The 21,263-nt window shown below is 68.2% G+C and carries 20 protein-coding genes; 11 read left to right on the top strand and 9 right to left on the bottom strand.

The window, feature by feature from the left end; all coding sequences use genetic code 11:
• The first annotated feature begins 148 nt into the window (after positions 1-148).
• Positions 149-1,009, top strand: a complete 861-nt coding sequence (gene motA, locus EVS83_RS04465) for a flagellar motor stator protein MotA (RefSeq protein WP_133499823.1) — start codon at positions 149-151, stop codon at positions 1,007-1,009.
• 3 nt (positions 1,010-1,012) lie between these two features.
• Complete coding sequence (gene motB / locus EVS83_RS04460; RefSeq protein ID WP_133499822.1) at positions 1,013-2,188, top strand: flagellar motor protein MotB; 1,176 nt, start codon at positions 1,013-1,015, stop codon at positions 2,186-2,188.
• Between the two features lie 3 nt (positions 2,189-2,191).
• Here the strand turns inward: motB and EVS83_RS04455 are convergent, their stop codons facing one another.
• Entirely contained in the window at positions 2,192-3,139 is a 948-nt protein-coding gene (locus EVS83_RS04455) for a peptidylprolyl isomerase (RefSeq protein ID WP_133499821.1), read from the bottom strand.
• A 307-nt stretch (positions 3,140-3,446) separates the two neighbouring features.
• Between EVS83_RS04455 and EVS83_RS04450 the strand changes: the two genes are divergently transcribed.
• Both EVS83_RS04450 and EVS83_RS04445 read left to right on the top strand, forming a co-directional pair.
• Positions 3,447-3,872: a PadR family transcriptional regulator gene (locus tag EVS83_RS04450; protein WP_133499820.1), complete on the top strand. Its 426-nt coding sequence runs from the start codon at positions 3,447-3,449 to the stop codon at positions 3,870-3,872.
• Positions 3,869-4,795 (top strand): sensor domain-containing protein, encoded by a 927-nt coding sequence (locus EVS83_RS04445; RefSeq protein ID WP_133499819.1) that lies wholly within the window; start codon positions 3,869-3,871, stop codon positions 4,793-4,795. The genes EVS83_RS04450 and EVS83_RS04445 overlap by 4 nt, the downstream gene beginning before the upstream one ends.
• 66 nt (positions 4,796-4,861) lie before the next feature.
• On the opposite strand, the gene EVS83_RS04440 is transcribed toward EVS83_RS04445, so the two are convergent.
• Together EVS83_RS04440 and EVS83_RS04435 are read right to left on the bottom strand one after the other, a co-directional pair.
• The gene (locus EVS83_RS04440; protein ID WP_133499818.1) at positions 4,862-6,109 is read right to left on the bottom strand and encodes a polyhydroxyalkanoate depolymerase; all 1,248 of its coding nucleotides are present in this window, start codon (positions 6,107-6,109) and stop codon (positions 4,862-4,864) included.
• Positions 6,110-6,180: 71 nt separating this feature from the next.
• On the bottom strand, positions 6,181-6,789 hold the full coding sequence (locus EVS83_RS04435) for a class I SAM-dependent methyltransferase (protein ID WP_133499817.1): 609 nt from the start codon (positions 6,787-6,789) through the stop codon (positions 6,181-6,183).
• Positions 6,790-6,861: 72 nt separating this feature from the next.
• Between EVS83_RS04435 and EVS83_RS04430 the strand changes: the two genes are divergently transcribed.
• Positions 6,862-7,311 carry a CopD family protein gene (locus tag EVS83_RS04430; protein WP_133499816.1) on the top strand — a complete coding sequence of 150 codons (450 nt, stop codon included), beginning with the start codon at positions 6,862-6,864 and terminating at the stop codon, positions 7,309-7,311.
• Between the two features lie 141 nt (positions 7,312-7,452).
• Here the strand turns inward: EVS83_RS04430 and EVS83_RS04425 are convergent, their stop codons facing one another.
• Positions 7,453-9,138 (bottom strand): alkaline phosphatase, encoded by a 1,686-nt coding sequence (locus EVS83_RS04425; protein ID WP_133499815.1) that lies wholly within the window; start codon positions 9,136-9,138, stop codon positions 7,453-7,455.
• Between the two features lie 176 nt (positions 9,139-9,314).
• Here EVS83_RS04425 and EVS83_RS04420 point away from each other — a divergent pair, with 176 nt between their 5' ends.
• A complete protein-coding gene (locus EVS83_RS04420) occupies positions 9,315-10,643 on the top strand; it encodes a dicarboxylate/amino acid:cation symporter (protein WP_133499814.1) in 1,329 nt (442 codons plus the stop codon).
• 25 nt (positions 10,644-10,668) lie between these two features.
• Positions 10,669-11,160: an acyl-CoA thioesterase gene (locus EVS83_RS04415; RefSeq protein WP_133499813.1), complete on the top strand. Its 492-nt coding sequence runs from the start codon at positions 10,669-10,671 to the stop codon at positions 11,158-11,160.
• A 54-nt stretch (positions 11,161-11,214) separates the two neighbouring features.
• On the opposite strand, the gene EVS83_RS04410 is transcribed toward EVS83_RS04415, so the two are convergent.
• Together EVS83_RS04410 and EVS83_RS04405 are read right to left on the bottom strand one after the other, a co-directional pair.
• Complete coding sequence (locus EVS83_RS04410; protein ID WP_133499812.1) at positions 11,215-11,856, bottom strand: C40 family peptidase; 642 nt, start codon at positions 11,854-11,856, stop codon at positions 11,215-11,217.
• A 167-nt stretch (positions 11,857-12,023) separates the two neighbouring features.
• A complete protein-coding gene (locus tag EVS83_RS04405) occupies positions 12,024-12,572 on the bottom strand; it encodes a C40 family peptidase (RefSeq protein ID WP_246022771.1) in 549 nt (182 codons plus the stop codon).
• Between the two features lie 114 nt (positions 12,573-12,686).
• Between EVS83_RS04405 and EVS83_RS04400 the strand changes: the two genes are divergently transcribed.
• Positions 12,687-13,166, top strand: a complete 480-nt coding sequence (locus tag EVS83_RS04400; protein ID WP_133499810.1) for an FKBP-type peptidyl-prolyl cis-trans isomerase — start codon at positions 12,687-12,689, stop codon at positions 13,164-13,166.
• A gap of 75 nt (positions 13,167-13,241) precedes the next feature.
• Here the strand turns inward: EVS83_RS04400 and EVS83_RS04395 are convergent, their stop codons facing one another.
• Positions 13,242-14,849 carry a M4 family metallopeptidase gene (locus EVS83_RS04395; protein ID WP_133499809.1) on the bottom strand — a complete coding sequence of 536 codons (1,608 nt, stop codon included), beginning with the start codon at positions 14,847-14,849 and terminating at the stop codon, positions 13,242-13,244.
• 304 nt (positions 14,850-15,153) lie between these two features.
• Complete coding sequence (locus EVS83_RS04390) at positions 15,154-16,746, bottom strand: M4 family metallopeptidase (protein WP_133499808.1); 1,593 nt, start codon at positions 16,744-16,746, stop codon at positions 15,154-15,156.
• A 382-nt stretch (positions 16,747-17,128) separates the two neighbouring features.
• Between EVS83_RS04390 and EVS83_RS04385 the strand changes: the two genes are divergently transcribed.
• The 3 genes from EVS83_RS04385 to hutG are packed head-to-tail and all read left to right on the top strand — an operon-like array spanning position 17,129 to position 20,653.
• The gene (locus EVS83_RS04385) at positions 17,129-18,403 is read left to right on the top strand and encodes an NAD(P)/FAD-dependent oxidoreductase (protein WP_133499807.1); all 1,275 of its coding nucleotides are present in this window, start codon (positions 17,129-17,131) and stop codon (positions 18,401-18,403) included.
• A 59-nt stretch (positions 18,404-18,462) separates the two neighbouring features.
• The gene (gene gorA / locus EVS83_RS04380; RefSeq protein WP_133499806.1) at positions 18,463-19,821 is read left to right on the top strand and encodes a glutathione-disulfide reductase; all 1,359 of its coding nucleotides are present in this window, start codon (positions 18,463-18,465) and stop codon (positions 19,819-19,821) included.
• 16 nt (positions 19,822-19,837) lie between these two features.
• Positions 19,838-20,653 carry an N-formylglutamate deformylase gene (gene hutG, locus EVS83_RS04375; RefSeq protein WP_133499805.1) on the top strand — a complete coding sequence of 272 codons (816 nt, stop codon included), beginning with the start codon at positions 19,838-19,840 and terminating at the stop codon, positions 20,651-20,653.
• A 3-nt stretch (positions 20,654-20,656) separates the two neighbouring features.
• Here the strand turns inward: hutG and EVS83_RS04370 are convergent, their stop codons facing one another.
• On the bottom strand, positions 20,657-21,061 hold the full coding sequence (locus EVS83_RS04370; RefSeq protein ID WP_166636802.1) for an antitoxin Xre/MbcA/ParS toxin-binding domain-containing protein: 405 nt from the start codon (positions 21,059-21,061) through the stop codon (positions 20,657-20,659).
• Between the last annotated feature and the right edge of the window lie 202 nt (positions 21,062-21,263).

The following is a 21,263-nucleotide window of genomic DNA, read 5'->3' as shown; positions in this document are numbered from 1 at the left end:
GGGTCCAGCTTCCGATGCTGGTCGCGCCGGTGTGACCGGTGCGCCAACAGCGAGCGGCCGTAGGTCGCTGAACAGGCCCGACCTCAAGAAGCGGCCCCGGTCGCCGATAGCTTCCGTGTCGAGTCCCCCGCAGCGCTGGAGCACACGGATGTACCTGATCATCGGCGCGTTTGTCGTCATCGCGAGCGTGCTTGGCGGCTTCATGATGGTCGGCGGCAAGCTGCTGGCGTTGTGGCACGTCAACGAGATCGTGGTGATCTGCGGTTCGGCGCTCGGCTCGTGGGTGGTCGCCACGCCGATCAAGACGATCAAGGCCTCGCTCGCCGGCGTGAAGGGCGTGCTGAAGGGCCCGAAGTACAAGCGCGAGGACTACGTCGATCTCCTGAAGCTCATCTACGAGCTGCTGGTGAAGATGCGTCGCGAAGGCATGATGGCCATCGAAGCGCACATCGAGCAGCCGAACGACAGCTCGATCTTCCAGAAGTATCCGAAGGTCCTCGCGGACCATCACATGCTCGACTTCATCACCGACTGCCTGCGCCTGATCGTCGGCGGCAACATGGCGCCGCACGAGCTGGAGTCGCTGCTCGAGTACGAGCTGGAAACACATCACCACGAAGCGCTGGAACCCGCGCATTCGGTGCAGAAGGTCGGCGACGCGTTGCCGGGCTTCGGCATCGTGGCCGCGGTGCTCGGCATCATCAACACGATGTCGATCGTCGGCAGCGCGGCGCCCGCCGAGATCGGCGAGAAGGTCGCGTCGGCGCTGGTCGGCACGTTCCTCGGCATCCTCGTGTCGTATGGCTTCGTCGGCCCGATCGCGAGTGCGATGGAGAACCGCGCGCACGAGGACGGCAAGGCGTTCGAAGTGGTCAAGATGGCGCTGATCGCGTCGCTGCGCGGCTACGCGCCGAGCGTCGCCATCGAGTTCGCACGCAAGCTGCTGTTCTCCGACGTGCGTCCGTCGTTCCAGGACCTGGAAGCGGATCTCAAGGCGGCCAAGGGCTGATCCATGGCCGCGCAGCAGCAACAGCCGCCGATCATCCTGATCAAACGCCGCAAGAAGGGCGGCGGCGGGCATCACGGCGGGTCGTGGAAAGTCGCGTACGCCGACTTCGTCACCGCGATGATGGCGTTCTTCATGGTGATGTGGCTCGTCGCGCAGATGCCGCAGGAGCAGCTCGGCGGCATCGCCGACTACTTCAAGAACCCGAGCGCGGTGCGCGGCCGCACCAGCACGATGGTGCAGGGCAAGATGGGTCCCGGCGGTGCGGGCGATACGCCGATCAAGATGTTCCAGCAGGTGCGCAATCCGCCGGGCGCGGGCGCGGCCAAGATTCCGGGCCTCGGCAACGGCAAAAACGCCGACGCCGAAGCCGCGCGCAAGGCGCTCGAACAGGCCGACAAGAAGAAGCTCGAGATCCTCAAGCAGGATCTGCAGAAGGCGATCGGCCAGAGCCAGGCGCTCAAACCGTTCAAGGACCAGCTGCTCATCGACATCACGCCGGAAGGCCTGCGCATCCAGATCATCGACGCGCAGAACCGGCCGATGTTCGATTCGGGTTCGCCGGACCTGAAGCCGTACACCAAGTCGTTGCTGGTGGAACTCGCGCGGTACGTCGACCAGGTGCCGAACCGCGTCGCGATCAGCGGCCACACCGATACGTTCCGCTATGCAGCGAAGATCGGTTACAGCAACTGGGAACTGTCGGCCGATCGTGCGAATGCGGCGCGCCGTGCGCTGATCGAAGGCGGCATGCGCGAGGAAAAGCTCGCGCGCGTCGTCGGCCTGTCGTCGTCGGTGCCGTTCAATCGCAACGATCCGGCCGATCCGAAGAATCGCCGCATCTCGCTGGTCGTGCTGAGCCAGGAAGCCGAGCGCATCGCTGCCGAAAGCGATGAACCGCGCCTCGCGGGCGACGGCAAGCCGAACGATCCGCCGCCGGTGCCGAAGTCGATGGACGCCGGTCCGCTGGTCGCGCGCAAGGCGATCGCGTTGTCGAACGTCACGCCGGACATCGTGCCGATTCCGGCCGTGTCGAATGCAGCGGCAAAGCCCGCCACCAACACGGCGTCCGGTAAGGACGATGCCGTCGCCGCGACAGAGGCCGCGCTCAAGGTCGCGAACGGGCGTCCGACGCAACCGGCGGCGCGCGCGGTCGTCGCGCCGCCGATGATCACGCGCTGACCGTCAGGACTTCGCTTCGCGCACCGGAAGCGGCACGTTGCACAGGTCGATGTGGTGCGCCTGCACCTTGTAGAACGCGTCGCGACGATTGCGGCGCGATTCGACGAGCTGCTTGAACACCGCGGACTCGGTGCGCATCAGTTCGAGGTTCGTGCGCTCGGCGGCCGGCACGTCCGACGCCAGCTTGATCGACGCGATGCCGACACGCTGCTCGGGCTTTTCGAAGAACCCCATCGCACCCGGGCCGCGCGGAATCGTCGACAGCCACTCCATGCCCTGCACGACGCGGCCGATCATCGACATGTTGCGATCGAGCTGGCGGGGCGACTGGCCCGTCACGACGTAGAGCTCCGTCGCGTCGCTCGAATCGGCCGCTTCGTTGCGGCCCGCGCCGACGGCGCCGTAGCAATGCGCCATCCAGTACGTGCCGGCCTTGGGATCGTGGCCGGCCGGGAAGCCATCGGCGAAACCGACCTGCGGCGCCCAGCCGTCGACGTCGGGCAGGCGCGTCCACGTTTTCGTCAGCGATGCATCGCGGCTGGTGAACTCCGCAGGCAGCTTCTTGATCGCGCCGCCGAGCGGCTTGCGCTTGGCCTGGTCGTCGCTGTCCGGGTCGCCCCACTGCACGACGAAGTTGTCCTGCGAACGCACGATCGCCAGGCCGTTCCAGTAGCCCTCCTTCGCGAACGTGCGCGCGTTCGCGACGTGCTTGGGCGAGAAGTGCGGCGCGAGTTCGATGACGACGCGATGGCCGTTCGCGAGATCCATGTACAGCGTGTTCGCCGGATCGAGCGCGCGCCAGTCGGACGGCTTGGAGGCGTCGATGATCTCCTGCATGGACATCACCTTCGCCGGCGTGGCGGGCGCCTTCGGCGTGGCGGCGTGCGCGCCGAACGCGAGGCAGGCGAGGGCACAGGACAGCGGAACGGCGAGCGGGCGCAGCGTCGGCATGGCGGATTCCCCAAGGTGGTCCGCCGATTCTGGCGCAGCGGCTGCTCGGGCTGCACGCCGCGGTGCGATCGGCTCTTTCGCGACGCGCGAGCGCCGCGTCCGCCGTGGTGGCCAAAACCACAGCGACTTTGCTGCCGGCCCTGCTGCTCGCTGGTCGCGCCCGGGCGCTGCACCCCGGCGTCCTTACGGGGTCCGGGCCCCACCCACGGGTCAATCCAGCCATGACGTCGGTCCCCATGACGTATGGCAGGCTCGCTATAGCGGAGTTCGCACTAGAGTGAACTCGACCCTAGGACGAGCCTTCGCCATGTCCGCCCAACCCGAACACGAACCCGATCTCGACCTGCAGCTGCGCAAGTTCCAGAAGGAGCTGAGCGCGGGCACCGTCTCGCTGGCGCTGCTGGCCGTGCTCGGCGACGCCACCGAGCCCATGTACGGCTACCAGATCGCCAAGCGGCTGGAGCAGCTGGAAGGCGTGCTCAGCGGCAAGCAGAGCGCGCTGTACCCCGTGCTGCGCGGCCTCGAAGGCAACGGCCTGCTCGAGAGCTTCGTCGAGCCCTCCGTCTCCGGCCCGCCGCGCCGCTACTACCGCATCAACGACGCCGGCCGCGTCGTGCTCGCACGCTGGGCCGACGCCTGGCGCGCCACGCGCGACTCCGTCGACGCCGTGCTCGGCCCGCTGGCCGCCCATCCATCCACCGACTCGTCCGTCTCCCGGGGAGACCTCGCATGAACGCCGCCACGTCCTTCACCGACCTGCCGCGCCCGCCGGCCACGATTGCCGACTATCTCGAACGCCTGCGCGTCGCCCTCGCCGGCGCGGACCCCGCGCTCATCCAGGACGCGCTCTACGACGCCGAGGATTACCTGCGCTCGGAGATGGCCGCGAACCCCGGGCGTTCCGAAGCCGAGGTCATCGCGGAAGTCGCCGGTAGCTACGGCGCACCGAACGAGGTCGCCGACATCTACCGCGACACCGAGGCGCGCGTGCAAACCGCGCTGCAGCCGCCCAAGCGGCCCGCCGCCCGCTCGGCGCTCGCGCGCTTCTTCGGCGTCGCCGCCGAGCCGCGCACGTACGCCGCGCTGTTCTACATGCTGCTCTCGCTCGCGACCGGCATCTTCTACTTCACGTGGGTGGTGACGGGGCTTTCGATGAGTGCTGGTCTCGCCGTGCTGATCATCGGCATCCCGTTCGTGATCCTGTTCTTCGGTTCGGTGCGCGTGCTCTCCCTGGTCGAAGGGCGACTGGTCGAAGTGATGCTCGGTGAGCGCATGCCGCGTCGTCCGACCTACGTCGCGAAGGACGGCACGCTGCTCGAACGCATCCGCGAGCTGTTCGTCGACCCGCGCACGTGGGGCTCGATGCTCTACATGCTGCTGATGCTGCCGTTGGGCATCATCTACTTCACGGTCGCGGTGACGCTGCTGTCGATCGCCGCGGGCTTCATCGCTGCGCCGGTACTCGCGCTGTTCGCATGGGCCGGCTGGGCGCCGTTCGACGAATTCACGATCAGCGGCGTGAACTACTGGGGCCTGCCGTTCGTGTTCGTCGGTGGCATCGTGCTGCTGTTCGCGACCCTGCACCTCGCCCGCGGCGTCGGCAAGCTGCACGGCCAGATCGCGAAGACGATGCTGGTGAAGTCGTCGCCGGCCTGACGCATCTGAACTCCGCAAACGAAACGGGCGCCTTCAAGGCGCCCGTTTTTCGTTGCGTCGATCAAATCACTTCGACGAATACGTCGCGAAGAAATCGCGCACCTTCGGATACACCTGCGTGCGCCAGCGGCGCCCGCTGAAGATGCCGTAATGGCCCGCGCCTTCGACGACGAGGTGCTGGCGGTCCGCCTCGGGAATACCGCTGCACAGCTTCTGCGCCGCGCGCGTCTGGCCGCGGCCGGAGATATCGTCGAGCTCGCCCTCGATGGTGAGTAGCGCGGTGTCATGGATCTTCGACGGATCGACGCGCTGGCCGCGCACTTCCCATTCGCCCTTCGGCAGCAGGTGTTCCTTGAACACGATGCGCACCGTGTCGAGGTAGTACTCGGCCGGCATGTCGAGCACGGCGTTGTACTCGTCGTAGAAACGACGATGCGATTCGGCGTCGTCGAGATCGCCCTTCAGCAGGTTCTCGTAGAAGTCCCAGTGCGACTGGAAATGCCGCTCCGGATTCATCGCGACGAAGCCCATGTGCTGCAGGAAGCCCGGATACACGCGGCGGCCCGCGCCCGGATACGGCACCGGCACCGGATGGATCAGCTGCGTCTCGAACCACCACATCGGCTTGTGCGTGGCGAGATCGTTCACCTGCGTCGGGTTCTCGCGTGTATCAATCGGGCCGCCCATCATCACCAGCGACTTCGGCGTCGGCTCGCCGCGCGCGGCCATCAACGACACCGCCGCGAGCACCGGCACCGTCGGCTGGCAGACGCTGATCACGTGCAGGTTCTGCGTGCCGATGTGACGGATGAACTCCTCGACGTAGAGCACGTAATCGTCGAGGTGGAACGGGCCGTCCGCGGCGGGCACCATGCGCGCGTCGATCCAGTCGGTGATGTAGACGTCGTGGTCGCGCAGCAGCGTGCGCACGGTGTCGCGCAGCAGCGTGGCGTGGTGACCGGAGAGCGGGGCGACGACGAGCACCGTCGGCGCACCCTGCAAGGCTTCGACGCTCACAGCGTCGTCGGCATAGCGCTTGAAATGCAGCAGTCGGCAGAACGGCTTGTGCAGCGCCTCGCGTTCGATCACCGCATAGCTGCGGCCATCGACCTCGACATCGCGGATGTCGAAGCGCGGCTTCTCGTAATCCTTGCCGAGGCGGTAGAACAGCTCGGAGCCCGCCGCCATCTGCGACGCGCCCGGCATCGACGACAGCCAACTGCCCGGCGCGCCGAAGGCCTTGCTCATCGCATCGGCCCAGTAGGTCATCGGCGCGAGCCAGGCCCGGCCGAGTTCATGCATCTGATAGAGCATTCGGATCCCCCCGTTGCACCGCAGCATAGCGCAGGGGCTTGACGCCGGAATGTGAAGCGGGTCCGGCTCGTTCAGGCGGGAATTTCCAGCGCGGCTGCCTCGTCGGCAAGCGCCGGCGACAGCCAGAGATGCGAGCCCAGCGCGGTGAATCCCGCGGCCTCGAAACGCTCGCGATAGAAGCGTGGAGGGCGACGACGGAAGCCCGCGGTGTCGCCTTCGATCTCGTCCTCGCGGGTGAACGTCTCGAGAAATGCGACGCCAGCGCACAACTCGGCGAGGCCCGGCAGACCGGCGTCGAGCTCGCGCGCCTCGAGGTAGTGCATGACGTCGCTGCAGACGACGAGGTCGGCGGGCGGGCAGGGCCGCAGCGATGCGAAGTCGCCGAACGTCGCGAGGTGCACGTTGCGGCGACGCCCGTAGCGCTCGACCGCATACGCGCTGCTGTCGAACCCGATGTACGCCGCCTTCGGCAGCAGCTTCTTCAGCGCGGGCTGCCACGCGCCCTCGCCGCAGCCGACATCGAGCACGCTGCGCAGAGGACGTTCGAGCCAGTACTCGGCCGTCGCGACCGCGAGCGCCACCTTGCGCGCGAGCCGCGCCGCACCGCCGATCGCCTCGCGTCGAAGCGCGGGGTCGCGATACCAGCGTTCGAAATAGTCGCGGTCGTAGTGCTTGGTCATGGAGGTCGCCGTGGACGGACGGTGCGCGATGCGCGTGGCATCCTACCGGCCCCGATCGAAGCGCGCTCCGCCATGGCCTATTTCTGGATCAAGACCGCCCACGTCGTGTTCGTGATGGCGTGGATGGCGTCGGTGTTTTACCTGCCGCGCATCCTCATCAACATCGCGGAAGCGGGCGATGTTCCAGCGGTGCGCGAACGCCTCGTGCTGATGGGCCGGCGGCTCTATCGCTTCGGCCACATGATGTTCGGCTTCGCGTTCGCGCTCGGCCTGCTGCTCGCACTCGGCGGCAAGGTCATCGCCGGCATGCCCGTGTGGTTCGCACCGGGCAACGGCTGGCTGCACGCGAAGATCGGCCTCGTGATCGTGATGCTCGCGTTCTTCATCGTGAGCGGGCGCTGGCTCAAGCGCGCGGCACGTGGCGAAGCGATTCCGACATCGCGCACGTTGCGCATCATCAACGAAGTGCCGGTGTTGCTGCTCGTCGTGATCGTCTACCTGGTGCTCGCCAAGCCGTTCTGATCCGGGCGGCGCAGAAGCCAAGCACGGCGGCGCTCGCGGCTAACACCTGTTCGACAGGCGCCGTCGAGCACGAAACGCGAGCAATCGCGAACGCACTAGGACCGACCGCCAACGCACTCGCGCAGCGGTCAATCGCCGACGTCAGAGCCTCGGAACGATCGTCGCCGGCATCGTCACCGGCACGCCATGCGCATCGCAGCCGCCGGCCTTGCACACCGCGGTGCGGAGACGCGGCGTCGCCTGCAGCAGCACGTGGAAGATCGAGTTCTCCTCGAGCGAGCCGCGGATCGCCTCGCTGCCCGGGCCGCGCGCCCAGATGCCGACGTCGTCGCCGCCGTGCGTTTCCGAGGCCATCGGCACCAGCGCTTCCTGCATGTAGTCCTTGTCGGTGGTGTCGACGCGCGTCAGGTCGGGCCGGCCCTTGGTGGCTTCCTGCGCACCGCTGACGAGGTGCGGGTAATGCTTCGTGCCTTCGGGCTGCTGATCGGTCGCGCCGGTATAGCCGGGACCGTTCGAGTAGTTGAGCGTGGTGTACGGGCGGCCGGTCGCATCGAGCGCGTATTCCGTCTTGCCGTCGCCTTCGCCGCTGCTGCCTTTCACTTTGCCGAGGATCGGATTGCCGCGCTGCGGATAGCCGACGAAGCTCAGCGTGTGCGAGTGGTCCGCGGTGACGAGGATCAGCGTGTCGTCGGCGGACGTCGCCTGCATCGCCGCGCGCACGGCATCACTGAAGGCGATGGTTTCGGTCAGCGCGCGATATGCGTTGCCTTCGTGGTTCGCATGGTCGATGCGGCCGCCTTCCACGAGCAGCACGTAGCCGGTGCCGCTCTTCGAAAGTCGCGAGACGGCTTCGCGCGTCATCGTCGCGAGGTCGGGTTCGCCGCCCTTGTCGGTGTCGCGATCGGCGACGTAGTGCATGTGGCTCGGGTCGAACAGGCCGAGCACAGGCGCACCGGCCGGCGCATCGGCGAGCTGCTTCGCATTCCACACATAGGCGCCGCCCGGATGCTTCGTGCGCCATTCGCCGATGAGGTCGCGGCCGTCGAGGCGCAGGCCGTGCTTGTCGGCGTATTCGGGGTCCTCGTCCGCGGCGGGCATGAAGTTCGAACGTCCGCCGCCCATCAGCACCTTCACCCGATCGGCGAGCGGCGACTCGATGAGCTGGCGCGCGATGTCGATGCAGCCCGCGGCGCGCGCGTCCTCCGGCATCTCCTCGTCGACTTCCCAGTTGCGATCGGGCACGTGGGTGAACGTTGCAGCCGGCGTCGCATGCGTCACGCGCGTGGACGTCACGATGCCGACATCCATGCCCTGCGACGCGGCGAGTTCCCACAGCGTCGTCGTCGGGTGCAGCTTCGCCTGTTCGCAATTCCCGCGCGGCACTTCGGGGCCGACGGAAATCACGCCGATGCGCGTTTTCACGCCCGTCGCGATCGCGCTCATCGTGCCGGCCGAGTCCGGCGTCTGCGAATCGGTGTTGTAGGTCTTGCTGAGCGCGGTGTACGGGAAGTCTTCCCAGCTCAGGCGGTTCTCTTCGCCCGGATGGCCGTTGCGCTGGCCTTCGAGGATGCGCGCGGCGGCGACGGTCGTCAGGCTCATGCCGTCGCCGAGGAAGACGATCACATTCTTCGCATGCCCGCCCATCGCGCCGCGCTCGGCGGCCTGCGCGGCGCCGTTGCGGACCCACCACGCCGTGGTTTCGCCGGCAGGGTGCTGGATGGTGGGGACGTCGACGGTGTAGGCGGCCGCGGTCGGCGCAGTGGTGGCGCAGGCGCCGCAGAGCAGCGTGGTGGCGAGCGCGAGGCCCGCGGGAAGAAGGCGATGCATGGACGACACGGCAGGGGCGAAGGCGGCCGATTATGCCGATCGGGCGTGACCGTTCGCGTCGGCCGTTCGCAGTCGTGCGGTCGGTCACGCTGGCGGGACGCTGCGGCGTCACGCCCGGCATCGTTCCACGACGCGCACTTCGCTATGGTGCAGTCCTGACCTTTCCGGCCCGTCCCATGTCCCTCGTCCACGCCTGGCTGAAGATCCGCTTCTGGAAGCGCGTGCTGCTCGGCTTCGCGCTTGGCGCGCTCGCGGGCTGGCTGCTCGGGCCGGCGGCGGCGACATGGTTCGGCCCGCTCGGCGACCTCTATGTCCGCCTGATCAAGATGATCGCGGTGCCGCTGGTGTTCTTCGCGGTGGTCAACGCGGTTGCCGCGCTGCACGGGCAGAAGTCGATGGCGGCGCTCGGCGGTCGTACGTTCCTGTGGTTCGCGCTGACGGCGGTGATCGCGGTCGGCATCGGGCTCGGCGTCGGCACGCTGCTGCAGCCGGGCGTCGGCGTGACGCAACTGGCCGTCGACCCCGACTACGTGCCGCGCTACGTGCCCAGCGTGTCGAACGTGCTGCTGTCGGTCGTGCCCGACAACCCGTTCGCCGCGATGACCGGCATCGGCGAGAAGAAGAACGCCGCGGGCGAAATGGTGCTCGCGTTCGGCAAGGGCTCGATCCTGCCTGTGATCTTCTGGGCCGGCATCCTCGGCTTCGCGATGGTGAAGCTCGGCGACCGCGTGCCGCGCCTGCGCGAGCTGATGGGCGAGGGCCGCGACCTGATGGTGCAGGTCACGCGCTTCGTGCTCGAGATGACGCCGATCGGCACGTTCGGCCTGATCGCCGCACTCGTCGGCGAATTCGGTTTCGAGAAGCTGCTGCCGCTCGGCAAGTTCGTGATCGCGCTGTACCTCGCCTGCGGCCTGCACATCGTGCTGAGCTACGGCGGCCTGCTGCTGCTGCATCGCCTCAATCCGCTGCGCTTCTTCAAGGGCGCGTTCCCCGCGATGCAGGTCGCGTTCGTGAGTTCGTCGAGCTTCGCAGCGATGCCGGCGTCGCTCAATGCGGCGACGCGCAACCTGGGCGTCGACAAGGACTACGCCGCGTTCGCCGTGCCGCTCGGCGCGTCGATCAAGATGGACGGCTGCGGCGCGATCTATCCGGCGCTGTGCGCGATCTTCATCTCGCAGTACACCGGCGTGCCGCTCACGCCCGACCAGTACTTCATCGTGCTGATCGCGTCGGTGCTCGGCAGCTTCGGCACGGCCGGGGTGCCGGGCACGGCGGTGGTGATGGCGACGGTGGTGCTGTCGGCGGCCGGCCTGCCGCTGCAGGTCATCGGCTACCTCTACGCCATCGATCGCGTGCTCGACATGATGCGCACGATGACGAACGTGACGGGCCAAGTGCTGGTACCCGTGCTGGTCGCGCGCGAGACCGGGCTGCTCGATACCAACGTCTACAACGCGGGCCGCACTGACGTCGGCGGACTCGACGCCGAAACCGAAGCCGCCTGACGGCGGCTGTGGTACACCGTCGCGCATGAGCGACCGCGAACTCACGCTGCGTTTCCTCGCCCAGCCCACCGACGTCAACTACGGCGGCAAGGTGCACGGAGGGGCGGTCATGAAGTGGATCGACCAGGCCGGTTACGCCGCGGCGGTCGCGTGGAGCGGGCACTACTCGGTGACGGTCGCGGTCGGCGGTATCCGCTTCCTCGCGCCGATCCGCATCTCCGACCTCGTCACGCTCGAAGCCAAGCTCGTGCATACGGGCACGACGAGCATGCATTTCGCGATCGAAGTCCGCGCGCGCGACCCGAAGGATCCCGCATCGGGCGATCGCCTGTGCACGCACTGCGTGATCGTGTTCGTCGCGCTCGATCAGCCGGAAGGCAAGCCGGTCCCGGTGCCGCCGTGGACGCCGGTCGACGAGAACGACCGGCGGCTCGCCGACTACGCGCAGCAGGTGATGGCGCTGAGCCGCGGGATCGAGCCGCTGCTCGAAGACGTGGTCAAGGCCACGCACGCCTGAAACGAGGAAGGCCGCCCGGAGGCGGCCTTCGAACACCGAAGCAGTGCGTCGAACTCAGATTCCGGCGACGCGGCGCGCTTGGACGAACTTGCCGTTCCAGTAGCCCGTGTCGAGCTGGGAGACGGTGACGTCGCGACCGGTGCGCGGCGCGTGCAGGAACTTGCCGTCGCCGATGTAGATGCCGACGTGGTCCACGCCGCTGCTGTGCGTGCTGAAGAACACGAGGTCGCCGGCGGTGAGCTGGCTGCGCTCGACCTGCATGCCGGTCTGCGCCTGCTCACGCGCGACGCGAGGCAGCTCGACGCCGAGGGCGTTGCGGAAGACGTAACCGACGAGACCGCTGCAGTCGAAGCCTTCGGTCGACGTGCCGCCCCAGCGATACGGCGTGCCGAGCAGGGCGAACGCGCGGGCGAGGACGCTCTGCGCGCGGCCGGTGACCGGCGTGGCGGTGGCGTTCGAGGTCGAACGCGCGCCCGGCACGATCAGGCGGTTGATGTCCGACGCCAGCATCAGCGCGCGGTCGGACAGGCTCATCGAATCCGGCAGCGCGGCGCGCGAGTCGGCCGGCGCGTCGGCGCTGTCCGCTCCCATGCCCGTGGTGGTCGCCGGATCGGCGAACGCCGGGGCGGCCGCCAGCGCCAGAACGGCGGCCAGGGCGGCGCGGGTGAAGGAGCGGTTGAAAATGTTTCCGGTCATCACCGGGACCTCACGAATTCGTCACGGGGGCATCATGCCCGCCGAACGGAGGCGTTTGGTTAGCAGAACGTTAGACGACCGTTAATTCGCGGGGCCGGTGTCCCAGAAACGGACTTCAGCGTTGTGACGGCGGCTGTGCCCCGGACCGGCGTCCGGCCGCTTGGTCGTCACATCAGGACGCGCCGTGCGCCGCGGAAGTGATCGCGCCAATACGGGCCGTCCAGCCGGTCCAGGCGGACCGTCCCGCCGGTGCTCGGGGCATGCACGAAACGCCCTTCGCCGACGTAGATGCCGACGTGGCTGACCGACGCGGCATCACCGAACACCACCAGATCGCCCGTCGCCATGCGCTCGAAGCCCACGCCTTCGCCGAGGCGGGCGAGTTCCCCGGAATTGCGTGGCAGCTGGCGCGAGAGCACGTCGTGGAAGACGTAGCCGACGAGGCCGCTGCAATCGAACCCGGATTCCGGCGTGTTGCCGCCGTAGCGGTAGGGCGTACCGACCAGCGACAGCGCGCGCATCAGCACGGCGTTCGCGGCGTCCGGGTTTTCGGGCGTCACGATCGGCCACACGGCCGGGAAGACGGTATGGGTCACCGACGGCGAATGGCGCACCGTCGGCGCGTTGCCGCCACAGGCGCTGAGGAGCAGCGACAGCGCGAGCACCGCGCTCGCTGGCGCGGCGAAACGCTTGCCGGGATAATGCGGCGGTTCCATGTCGGCAAAGCTTGACGGCTCCATCACGCCGCTTCAATGCCGCTCGTCCCGCCAGCTACTGCGTCCGCGCGTCGCCGGCATCGCCCTTCCGCCGCCGGCGGCATCAGGATTCCCATGAAGATCGAAAAGAACAGCGTCGTCCGCTTCCACTACACGGTGTCCGAGCAGGGCCAGGAGCCGATCGAGTCGTCCGAGGGCCGCGAGCCGCTGGCCATCCTCATCGGCCACGGCAACATCATCCCGGGCCTCGAGGAAGCGATGATCGGCCACGAGGCCGGCGACAAGTTCGACGTCGACGTCCCGGCCGCGCAGGCCTACGGCGAGCGTCGCGACGGCCTGACCCAGCGCATCCCGAAGAAGCACTTCGAAGGCCAGCCGCTGCAGCCGGGCATGCAGGTCGTGCTCAACACGAACTTCGGCCCGCGCGCCGTGACGATCGAGAAGGTTGGCATGACGGTGGTCGACGTCGACCTGAACCACCCGATGGCCGGCAAGGACCTGCACTTCGCGATCCAGATCGACGAGGTGCGTGAAGCCAGCCCGGAAGAGCTCGAGCACGGCCACGTGCACGGCGACGGCGGCCATCACCACTGATCCGCCGCGCATACATATATATGTGCAAACGAAAGGCCCGCCGAAGCGGGCCTTTCGCATTTCCGGGCTGCGGAATCAGCGGGTCGACGAGGTCACGTTCGCCCCGGCCCAGGCGCGGTTGACGGCGTTGTACTCCGGGGAGTTCAGGCCGTAGAGGTCGCGCGCGGCGTTCAGCGTGCTGGTGCGGGCCTGCGCGTACGTCGAGCTGGACGTGAAGTACAGGTCCATGGCGCGGTACCAGATCGCCGCCGCCTTGCTCCGGCCGATGCCGGTGATGCCGGTATCGCCATTGCAGACGAGGTTGACGGGCATCAGGTTGTAGCTCGTGCCCGCACCGAACCCGGCCGGCACCACGGCGCCTTCCGCCAGCAGGTAGAAGAAGCGGTTGGCGACGCCCGAGGTGTAGTGCGGGTCGTCGAAGAAGGTGAAGCGGCGGTTGCGCGGATAGCAGACGTACGACGCGCCATCCATGTCCTGCTTGAACATCCGGCGCAGCGCCTTCGTGTTGTCGGGATTCGAGTTGTAGATCTCCTCCCCGATCAGGTAGTCGCCCGGATCGTTGGCGTTCGCGACCGACCACTCGACCATCGTGCCCATGATGTCGCTGGACGCTTCGTTCAAGCCGCCGGCATCGCGCGAGTAGGCGAGGCCGTTCACCGCGCTGGTCACGCCGTGCGTCATCTCGTGGCCGGCGACGTCGAGCGCGACGAGCGGACGATACGTCGAGCCGTCGCCGTCGCCGTAGCGCATGCAGAAGCACGAGTCGTCCCACGATGCGTTGACCCAGTTGGTGCCGACATGCACCAGGCTCTTCGCACCCTTGCCATCGTTCTTGATGCCGCTGCGGCCGAAAGTGGTCTTGTAGAAGTCCCAGGTCGCGGCGACGCCGTAATGCGCGTCGACTGCCGCGGTGGCGCGATCGCTGGTGCTGCCATTGCCCCAGGTGTTGTCGGCGTCGCTGAAGATCGTGCCGGTGGTCGAGCTGGTCGAACCGTTGTGGTTGTCGAGCGTGGTGCCGTTGCCGCGTGTGGTGTCACGCAGTTCGAAGCCGCCGGTGACGGAATCGGTGCTGATCGACACGGTGCCGAGCGTGAGCGAGTTGCCGGTGCCCGTGGCCGCGGCAGTCTGGATCGCGTCCCAGCGGTCGAGCAGGCGACCGCTGCGCGCGTCGACGAAGTAGTGCATTTCGGTTGGCGTGCGGTCGGGCTTGAAGCCGCGCATCACGACTTCCCATGCGAGCGCAGGCACGGCGTCGCGCGCGAACACGACCTTGCGCGCGGTCGGCATGCCCTGGAAGCCCGTGCCGAAGTCGGCGCCCGCAGCGACGATCGCATCGTTCGAACTGATGCGCGCGGCGATGTCGGGACGGATCGTCGTCGCCAGGCTCAGCGACGTCCCGCGCAGCTGCCCGTTGCGCGAATGGGTGACGAAGTCGCCGCCGATCACCGGCAGGCCGAGGTAGCTGCGGGTGAACCGCACGTGCTCCGTGCCGTCGCGGTCGACGACCACGTTGCGCACCGCGAAGGTGTCGCCGTCGGTGGCCGCGAGATCGGCGCGATGGGCATCGAGAAGCGCGCGGGCGCGGCTGGCGGCGGGCGAGGCATCGGCCGCGATCGCGGCCCAGACGGAAGCGCCCAGGGCCGCGACGACGGCGAGGCTGAGGAAGGTTCGGGTGTGGGACATGGCGGGTCACCTATGGGGTCGGGGGAAGGCGGGCAACGCGGGACGCGCCGGCCTCTCGGCCGGCACGGCGGCCCAGTCCCGAGGGCATCCTGCGGAAGACCTGCCGGAAACGTCCGTGTGCTTCCAATCCGGGCAGGCCCGGACGCGAGACGATCCGGGAATGTGACGCGGGTCAAAAAATAAACCCTTCCGGAACGGCGCGAACCGGGCGCGGCCGCATTTGCCCCTCCGTTCGTCGGAAGCAGGCCGCCGAAAAGAAACGGCCCGCCGAAGCGGGCCGTTGCAGTGACTGCCGACGAGGCGATCAGTTGACGCTGGTGGCGGTCCACGCGCGGGCGACGGCGTTGTACTCGGCCGAGTTCAGACCGTAGAGGTCCTTGGCGGCGTTGAGCGTGGCGGTGCGCGCCTGCGGGTAGGTCGTGGTGGAGGTGAAGTACACGTCCATCGCGCGGTACCAGATCGCCGCCGCCTTGGCGCGGCCGATGCCGACCACACCGGTGTCGCCGTTGCAGACCAGGCTGGCCGGCGTGAGGTTGTACGACGTACCCGCACCGAAGCCGGCCGGTACCACGGCGCCTTCCGCCAGCAGGTAGAAGAAGCGGTTGGCGACGCCCGACGTGTAGTGCGGATCGTCGGTGCGCTTGAACGCGCGGCCCGGGTAGCAGACGTACGACGCACCGTCGAGGTTCTGCTTGAACATGCGGCGCAGCGCCTTGGTGCCGTCGTTGACGTTGTAGATCTCCTCGCCGATCAGGTAGTCGCCCGGATCGTTGGCGTTCGCGACGGACCATTCGACCATCGTGCCCATGATGTCGGACGAGCCTTCGTTGAGGCCGCCGGCGTCGCCCGAGTACGCGAGGCCGTTCACCGCACTGGTCACGCCGTGCGTCATTTCGTGGCCGGCGACGTCGAGCGCGACCAGCGGCTTGTACGTCACGCCGTCGCCATCGCCGTAGCGCATGCAGAAGCAGGCGTCCGACCACGACGCATTGACCCAGTTGGTGCCCACGTGCACGAGGCTGAGCGCGCCCTTGCCGTCGTTCTTGATGCCGTTCCGGCCGAACGTGTTCTTGTAGTAATCCCACGTCGCCGCGACGCCGTACGCGGCATCGACCGCCGCCGTCGCGCGATCGCTGGTGCTGCCATTGCCCCAGGTGTTGTCGGCGTCGGTGAAGATGGTGCCCGTCGTCGAGGTGGTCGCCGCGTTGTGGTTGTCTTCGCTCAGGCCGCCACCGCGCACGGTGTCGCGCAGCTCGTAGCCGCCGGTGATCGAATTGGTGTTGATCGACACCGTGCCGAGCGTCAGCGAGTTGCCGGTGCCGGTTGCCGCCGCCGTTTCCACCGCATCCCAGCTGTCGACGATGCGGCCGTTGTTCGCGTCGACGAAGTAATGCATCTCGGTCGGCGTCTGGTCGCGCTTCGCGCCGTTCATGACGACTTCCCACGCGAGGATCGGCGCGGCATCACGCGCATAGATCACCTTGCGGGCGGTCGGCATGCCGTGGAAGCCAGTGCCGAATTCGGCGCCTGCCGCAACGATCGCGTCGTCACCACTCAGGCGCGCGGCGATGTTCGGACGCAGCGTCGAACGCAGGCTCATCGAGGCGCCGCGCATCTGGCCGTTGCGGGCATGCGTGACGAAGTCGCCGCCGATGACGGGCAGGCCGAGGTAGCTGCGGGTGAAACGCACGTGCTCGGTGCCATCGGCGTCGACCGACACGTTGCGCACGGCGTAGGTGTCGCCGTCCGCGCCGGCGAGCAGCGCGCGGTTGGCGTCGAGCAGGCCGCGAGCGTGATCGGCGGCGGGCGAGATGCCGGTGCCGGCGAGCGAATAAGCGGAAACCCCCAGCGTCGCGAGGATGGCTGCAGCCAGCGCGACGGACTTCGTATTCGACATGGAAACCCCTTCGGTTCGGGAGAGAGATGGAGCAGGGCGCTCAAGACTCCGGCGGCGTCCTGTCGACACGGCGCATGGGCAACGTCGAACGTAGAAAAACAGGACAGGCCGATGCGGTCGGATGTTTGAATGGGTGACCGGCGTCGCGAAACCGTGTCTGAAGTGGACAGATCCAGCGAAGTAAACGGCGGTTCGTGCTGCGACGCGTCATGAAGATGGCGTGAGGCGGACAGCTTGGATGCGCGTTGCCTTGGAACGCGCCGATGCGCGTTCGTGCCTCGGAGGCGCCAGCAGGCGCGTGCGAAACTTGCGGCCGTGGCGGACGCACGGCGACCGCTCGCTGCGCATCGACGCGCCGCCCCACCAGAAGGACGCTTGACCCGTGACACCCGCCCCGCAGGACCCGACGACGGACGTGCTCATCATCGGCGGCGGCGTGATCGGGCTGGCCAGCGCGCTGGCGCTGGCCGAGGCGGGCCGCTCCGTCCACGTCATCGAAGCCGGCCGCATCGGCGGCGGCAGTTCGCACGGCAACTGCGGAACGATCACCCCGAGCCATGCGCCGCCGCTCGCGGCGCCGGGCATGGTCACGCGCGCGCTGTCGATGATGCTGACGCCGGACGCGCCGCTGTACATCCGTCCGCGTGTCGACCTCGCGCTGTGGCGCTGGTTGTGGGAACTGCGCGGACGCTGCAACCCGCGACACTGGCGCGAGAGCGCGACAGCGAAGGCCGCGCTGCTCAACGATTCGCGCGTGCGGCTGGAGGAGTGGGTCGCACGCTACGGCCTCGACTGCGAATTCCTGCCGACGGGCGAGGACTACGTGTTCCGCGACGAACGCCGCTTCGAGCACGGCCAGCACGAGGTCCCGCTGCTGCGCAAATTCGGCGTCGACGTGCAGGTGCTCGATGGCGCGACGTACGAACGCGACGAGCCTGCGATGAAACCCGGCGTCGCGGGTGCGCTCCGCTTCGAAGGCGATGCCGCCTTGCGTCCGGATCGTTACGTCGCCGAGCTGGCGCGTGTCGCGCGCGAACGCGGCGTGCTGATCGACGAGCAACGGCCGTTCACTGGGCTGACGACGTCGGCGCAGGGGCATGTCGTCGAAACGTCGCGCGGTTCGATCGCCGCACGCGATGTGGTCGTCGCCACGGGCGCGTGGTCGCCGCGTCTTGCCGACGCGCTTGGCCTGCGTTGGCTCGCGCGCACGATCCAGCCCGGCAAGGGCTACTCGATCACGTACGACCCGCCGGCGCTCACGCCCAAGCGACCGCTCGTGCTGCGCGAACGTGCGGTGTGCGTGACCGCGTGGGCGAGCGGCTATCGCCTCGGCAGCACGATGGAATTTTCCGGTTACGACGAGCGCCTCGACGAGCGTCGCCTCGGCGCACTCGAACGCGGCGCGCGCGAATACCTGCGCGATCCCGTCGGGCCGCGCGTTCGCGAACGCTGGTTCGGCTGGCGGCCGATGTCGCTCGACGACGTGCCCATGATCGGCGCGGTGCCCGGTCAACGCGGTCTCTGGCTCGCGACGGGTCACGGCATGATGGGCGTCGGCATGAGCGCGGGCACGGGCCAGCTGCTCGCCGACCTGGTCGCCGGCCGCGCGCCCGCGATCGATCCCGCGCCGTACCGACCCGATCGGTTCGTCCGCTGAGTGCAGCGACGTAACGCGGCCCTCGGCGTAATGCAGCGTCAACAGCGACCGGACACGACATGACCGAAGCACGGACCGACTTCGACCTGATCGTCATTGGCGGCGGCTCCGGCGGCCTCGCCGGCGCGTTTCGCGCCGCGAGCCATGGCGCGCGCGTGGCGCTGCTCGAGCCATCCGCGCTCGGCGGCACCTGCGTCAACGTCGGCTGCGTGCCGAAGAAGGCGATGTGGCTCGCGGCGGAGGTAGCCGGCAAGCTGCGCCACGCGGCGACGCTCGGCTTTCCCGCGGCCGACTGCGCGCTCGACTGGCCGACCTTCATCGCGCATCGCGAGCGCTACATCGAAGGCATCCATGCGAGTTATCGCCACCGCCTCGACGACGCCGGCATCGCGCTCATGCCGACGCGCGGCACGTTGCTCGACGCGCGGCGCGTCCGCACGGGCGAGGGGCTCGTGCTCAGTACATCGCACATCCTGATCGCCACCGGCGGGCATCCGATCAAGCCCGAAATTCCGGGCGCGGAACTCGGCGGCGTGTCGGACGACTTCTTCGCATGGCGCGCGCCGCCGCCGACCGTCACGATCATCGGCGGCGGTTACATCGCGGTCGAACTGGCGGGCGTGTTGCAGACGCTCGGGAGTCGCGTGTCGCTGCGCGTGCGCGGGCCGGAACTGCTTCCCGGCTTCGACCACGAGATCACCGCGCAACTCATCGACGACTACCGGCATCTCGGCGTCGACGTGCAGCTGTCGACGCCGACCACTGCGATCGAACGCGTCGACGGCGGCCTGCGCGTGCGCGGCGACGGTGACGGGTGGAGCGATCCCGTCGAGCAGGTGCTGTTCGCGACGGGTCGTCGACCCAACACGCAAGGCCTCGGGCTCGATGCCGCGGGTATCGCCGTCGATGCGCAGGGGTTCATTCCCGTCGACGCGCTCAACCACACGGCTGTCGGTGGCGTGTACGCGGTGGGTGATGTCACGCCGTCGCCTGCGCTCACGCCGGTCGCGATCGCCGCGGCACGCCGCCTCATGGATCGCGTGTTCGGCGGTCGCCCGCATGCGCCGCTCGTCCTCGACGACGTGCCGACCGTGGTGTTTTCGCATCCACCGATCGGGCGTGTCGGGTTGTCGGAGCGCGCCGCGCGCGCGATCTACGGCGACGACGTCTACATCGCGCGAGCGGGTTTCCGTCCCATGCTCAACGCATTGTCCGCATCGCCGCAGCGCAGCCTGTTCAAACTCGTCTGCACGGGCGAGGAGCGACGTGTCGTCGGCCTGCACCTGCTCGGCGACGCGGCCGATGAAATGCTGCAGGGCTTCGCGGTCGCCATGCGTCGCGACATCACGCTCGACGACCTGCACGATACGATCGCCATTCATCCGACCAGCGCCGAGGAGGTCGTGCTGATGCGCTGAGCATCGCGCGAACCGCATGACCGACGACGTCATCACCACCGACACGTACACGCTCTACCGCGGTCGCGCGCCGCTGCTCGTGAGCCTGCCGCACGACGGGAGCGAGATTCCTGCCGACCTCGCCTTGCGCATGACGGACGACGCACGCCGCGCGCCCGACACCGATTGGCACGTCTCGCGCCTGTACGCGTTCGCGCGCGACATGCTGGGGGCCTCGATGCTCGTCCCGCGCTTCTCGCGTTACGTCGTCGATCTCAATCGGCCACCGGACGACACGTCGCTGTATCCCGGCCAGAACACCACCGGTCTATGCCCAACGCGGCGCTTCACCGGCGACGACGTCTATCTCCCCGGTGCGCAGCCGGACGAGGACGAGGTGCGGTCGCGCGTCGATACGTACTGGCGTCCCTACCACGACGCGCTGCAGTCGGAACTCGCGCGACTGCGCGATGCACACGGCCGCGTCGTGCTGTGGGAAGGCCATTCGATCCGCGGCAGTGACCTGCCGTTCCTGTTCGACGGGCGATTGCCGGACCTCAACCTCGGCACGTCGAGCGGCGCGAGTTGCGATGCCGCGCTGCAGGCGTCACTGGAACGTGTGTTGGGCGAGCAGTCGACGTTCGACTGGGTCGCGAATGGACGCTTCAAGGGCGGATACATCACCCGTCACTACGGTCGGCCCGAAGACGGCGTCGACGCCGTGCAGCTGGAAACCAGCCAGCGGAACTACATGGACGAGGCGAGCTTCGACTACGACGACGTCAAGGCGTCCGCGTTGCAGAACGTTCTCGAGCGCCTCCTGCGGACCGCGCTCAACCACACGCGCCGCTGATCGCTACCAGAGGCAGTCCTTACACCGCGATTCGACGTTCGCGACGACCCGTGCCAGACCTTCGGGCGTGCGCATGAGGTCGCGGGGACGGCCATGCAGCGCGGGTTCCTCGTTGTCGAGCCAATGGTCCATCCGGTCGGTGGAGCCATAGACATCCCCGAGACCCCGGTGAAGGCGCACGAGCAGCAACAGGCGCTGTGCGATGTCCGAGCCCGGCGGAATTCGCGCCGTGCCCGATGCGATGGCGCTCGCGGTCACATTGTCGACATCGGCGACGGCACGGACGTCCGCGTTGCGTAGCGCCAGCGCCGCGATCGCGCGGCGCGCATCGAGCGCCAATGCTTCCGCGGAAACGCGTGCGTCACCGCGGTCGACATGGACGGCGTGGAAGTCGGGGTTCGCGCTCATGGGCGTCACCTTCGCCGATCGACGATGACGGAGGAGTCCACGGCCGGCCTGGCCGACGGACAACATTCATCAGATGCGAAGCGTCTTGACGTGAACGCGTTGCTGTCGAGCGGACGACGCCCTGACCGCTTGCAGGGGCCTGCCGCGAGCGAGCGTTGACGGATGCATCACAGGCGTCGCGGAGAAGGCCGGAAACCGCGTC

Origin of the sequence: Cognatilysobacter terrigena, assembly GCF_004361065.1 — a bacterium.
GTDB classification, from domain to species: domain Bacteria; phylum Pseudomonadota; class Gammaproteobacteria; order Xanthomonadales; family Xanthomonadaceae; genus Cognatilysobacter; species Cognatilysobacter terrigena.
This window is presented reverse-complemented; position numbering and strand designations above follow the sequence as displayed.

What these genes read in the sequence shown, in the direction of transcription:
- motA (WP_133499823.1), top strand. Translation starts at nt 149, where the DNA reads ATGTACCTGATCATCGGCGCGTTTGTCGTCATCGCGAGCGTGCTTGGC.
- motB (WP_133499822.1), top strand. Translation starts at nt 1,013, where the DNA reads ATGGCCGCGCAGCAGCAACAGCCGCCGATCATCCTGATCAAACGCCGC.
- EVS83_RS04455 (WP_133499821.1), bottom strand. Translation starts at nt 3,139, where the DNA reads ATGCCGACGCTGCGCCCGCTCGCCGTTCCGCTGTCCTGTGCCCTCGCC.
- EVS83_RS04450 (WP_133499820.1), top strand. Translation starts at nt 3,447, where the DNA reads ATGTCCGCCCAACCCGAACACGAACCCGATCTCGACCTGCAGCTGCGC.
- EVS83_RS04445 (WP_133499819.1), top strand. Translation starts at nt 3,869, where the DNA reads ATGAACGCCGCCACGTCCTTCACCGACCTGCCGCGCCCGCCGGCCACG.
- EVS83_RS04440 (WP_133499818.1), bottom strand. Translation starts at nt 6,109, where the DNA reads ATGCTCTATCAGATGCATGAACTCGGCCGGGCCTGGCTCGCGCCGATG.
- EVS83_RS04435 (WP_133499817.1), bottom strand. Translation starts at nt 6,789, where the DNA reads ATGACCAAGCACTACGACCGCGACTATTTCGAACGCTGGTATCGCGAC.
- EVS83_RS04430 (WP_133499816.1), top strand. Translation starts at nt 6,862, where the DNA reads ATGGCCTATTTCTGGATCAAGACCGCCCACGTCGTGTTCGTGATGGCG.
- EVS83_RS04425 (WP_133499815.1), bottom strand. Translation starts at nt 9,138, where the DNA reads ATGCATCGCCTTCTTCCCGCGGGCCTCGCGCTCGCCACCACGCTGCTC.
- EVS83_RS04420 (WP_133499814.1), top strand. Translation starts at nt 9,315, where the DNA reads ATGTCCCTCGTCCACGCCTGGCTGAAGATCCGCTTCTGGAAGCGCGTG.
- EVS83_RS04415 (WP_133499813.1), top strand. Translation starts at nt 10,669, where the DNA reads ATGAGCGACCGCGAACTCACGCTGCGTTTCCTCGCCCAGCCCACCGAC.
- EVS83_RS04410 (WP_133499812.1), bottom strand. Translation starts at nt 11,856, where the DNA reads ATGACCGGAAACATTTTCAACCGCTCCTTCACCCGCGCCGCCCTGGCC.
- EVS83_RS04405 (WP_246022771.1), bottom strand. Translation starts at nt 12,572, where the DNA reads ATGGAACCGCCGCATTATCCCGGCAAGCGTTTCGCCGCGCCAGCGAGC.
- EVS83_RS04400 (WP_133499810.1), top strand. Translation starts at nt 12,687, where the DNA reads ATGAAGATCGAAAAGAACAGCGTCGTCCGCTTCCACTACACGGTGTCC.
- EVS83_RS04395 (WP_133499809.1), bottom strand. Translation starts at nt 14,849, where the DNA reads ATGTCCCACACCCGAACCTTCCTCAGCCTCGCCGTCGTCGCGGCCCTG.
- EVS83_RS04390 (WP_133499808.1), bottom strand. Translation starts at nt 16,746, where the DNA reads ATGTCGAATACGAAGTCCGTCGCGCTGGCTGCAGCCATCCTCGCGACG.
- gorA (WP_133499806.1), top strand. Translation starts at nt 18,463, where the DNA reads ATGACCGAAGCACGGACCGACTTCGACCTGATCGTCATTGGCGGCGGC.
- hutG (WP_133499805.1), top strand. Translation starts at nt 19,838, where the DNA reads ATGACCGACGACGTCATCACCACCGACACGTACACGCTCTACCGCGGT.
- EVS83_RS04370 (WP_166636802.1), bottom strand. Translation starts at nt 21,061, where the DNA reads ATGAGCGCGAACCCCGACTTCCACGCCGTCCATGTCGACCGCGGTGAC.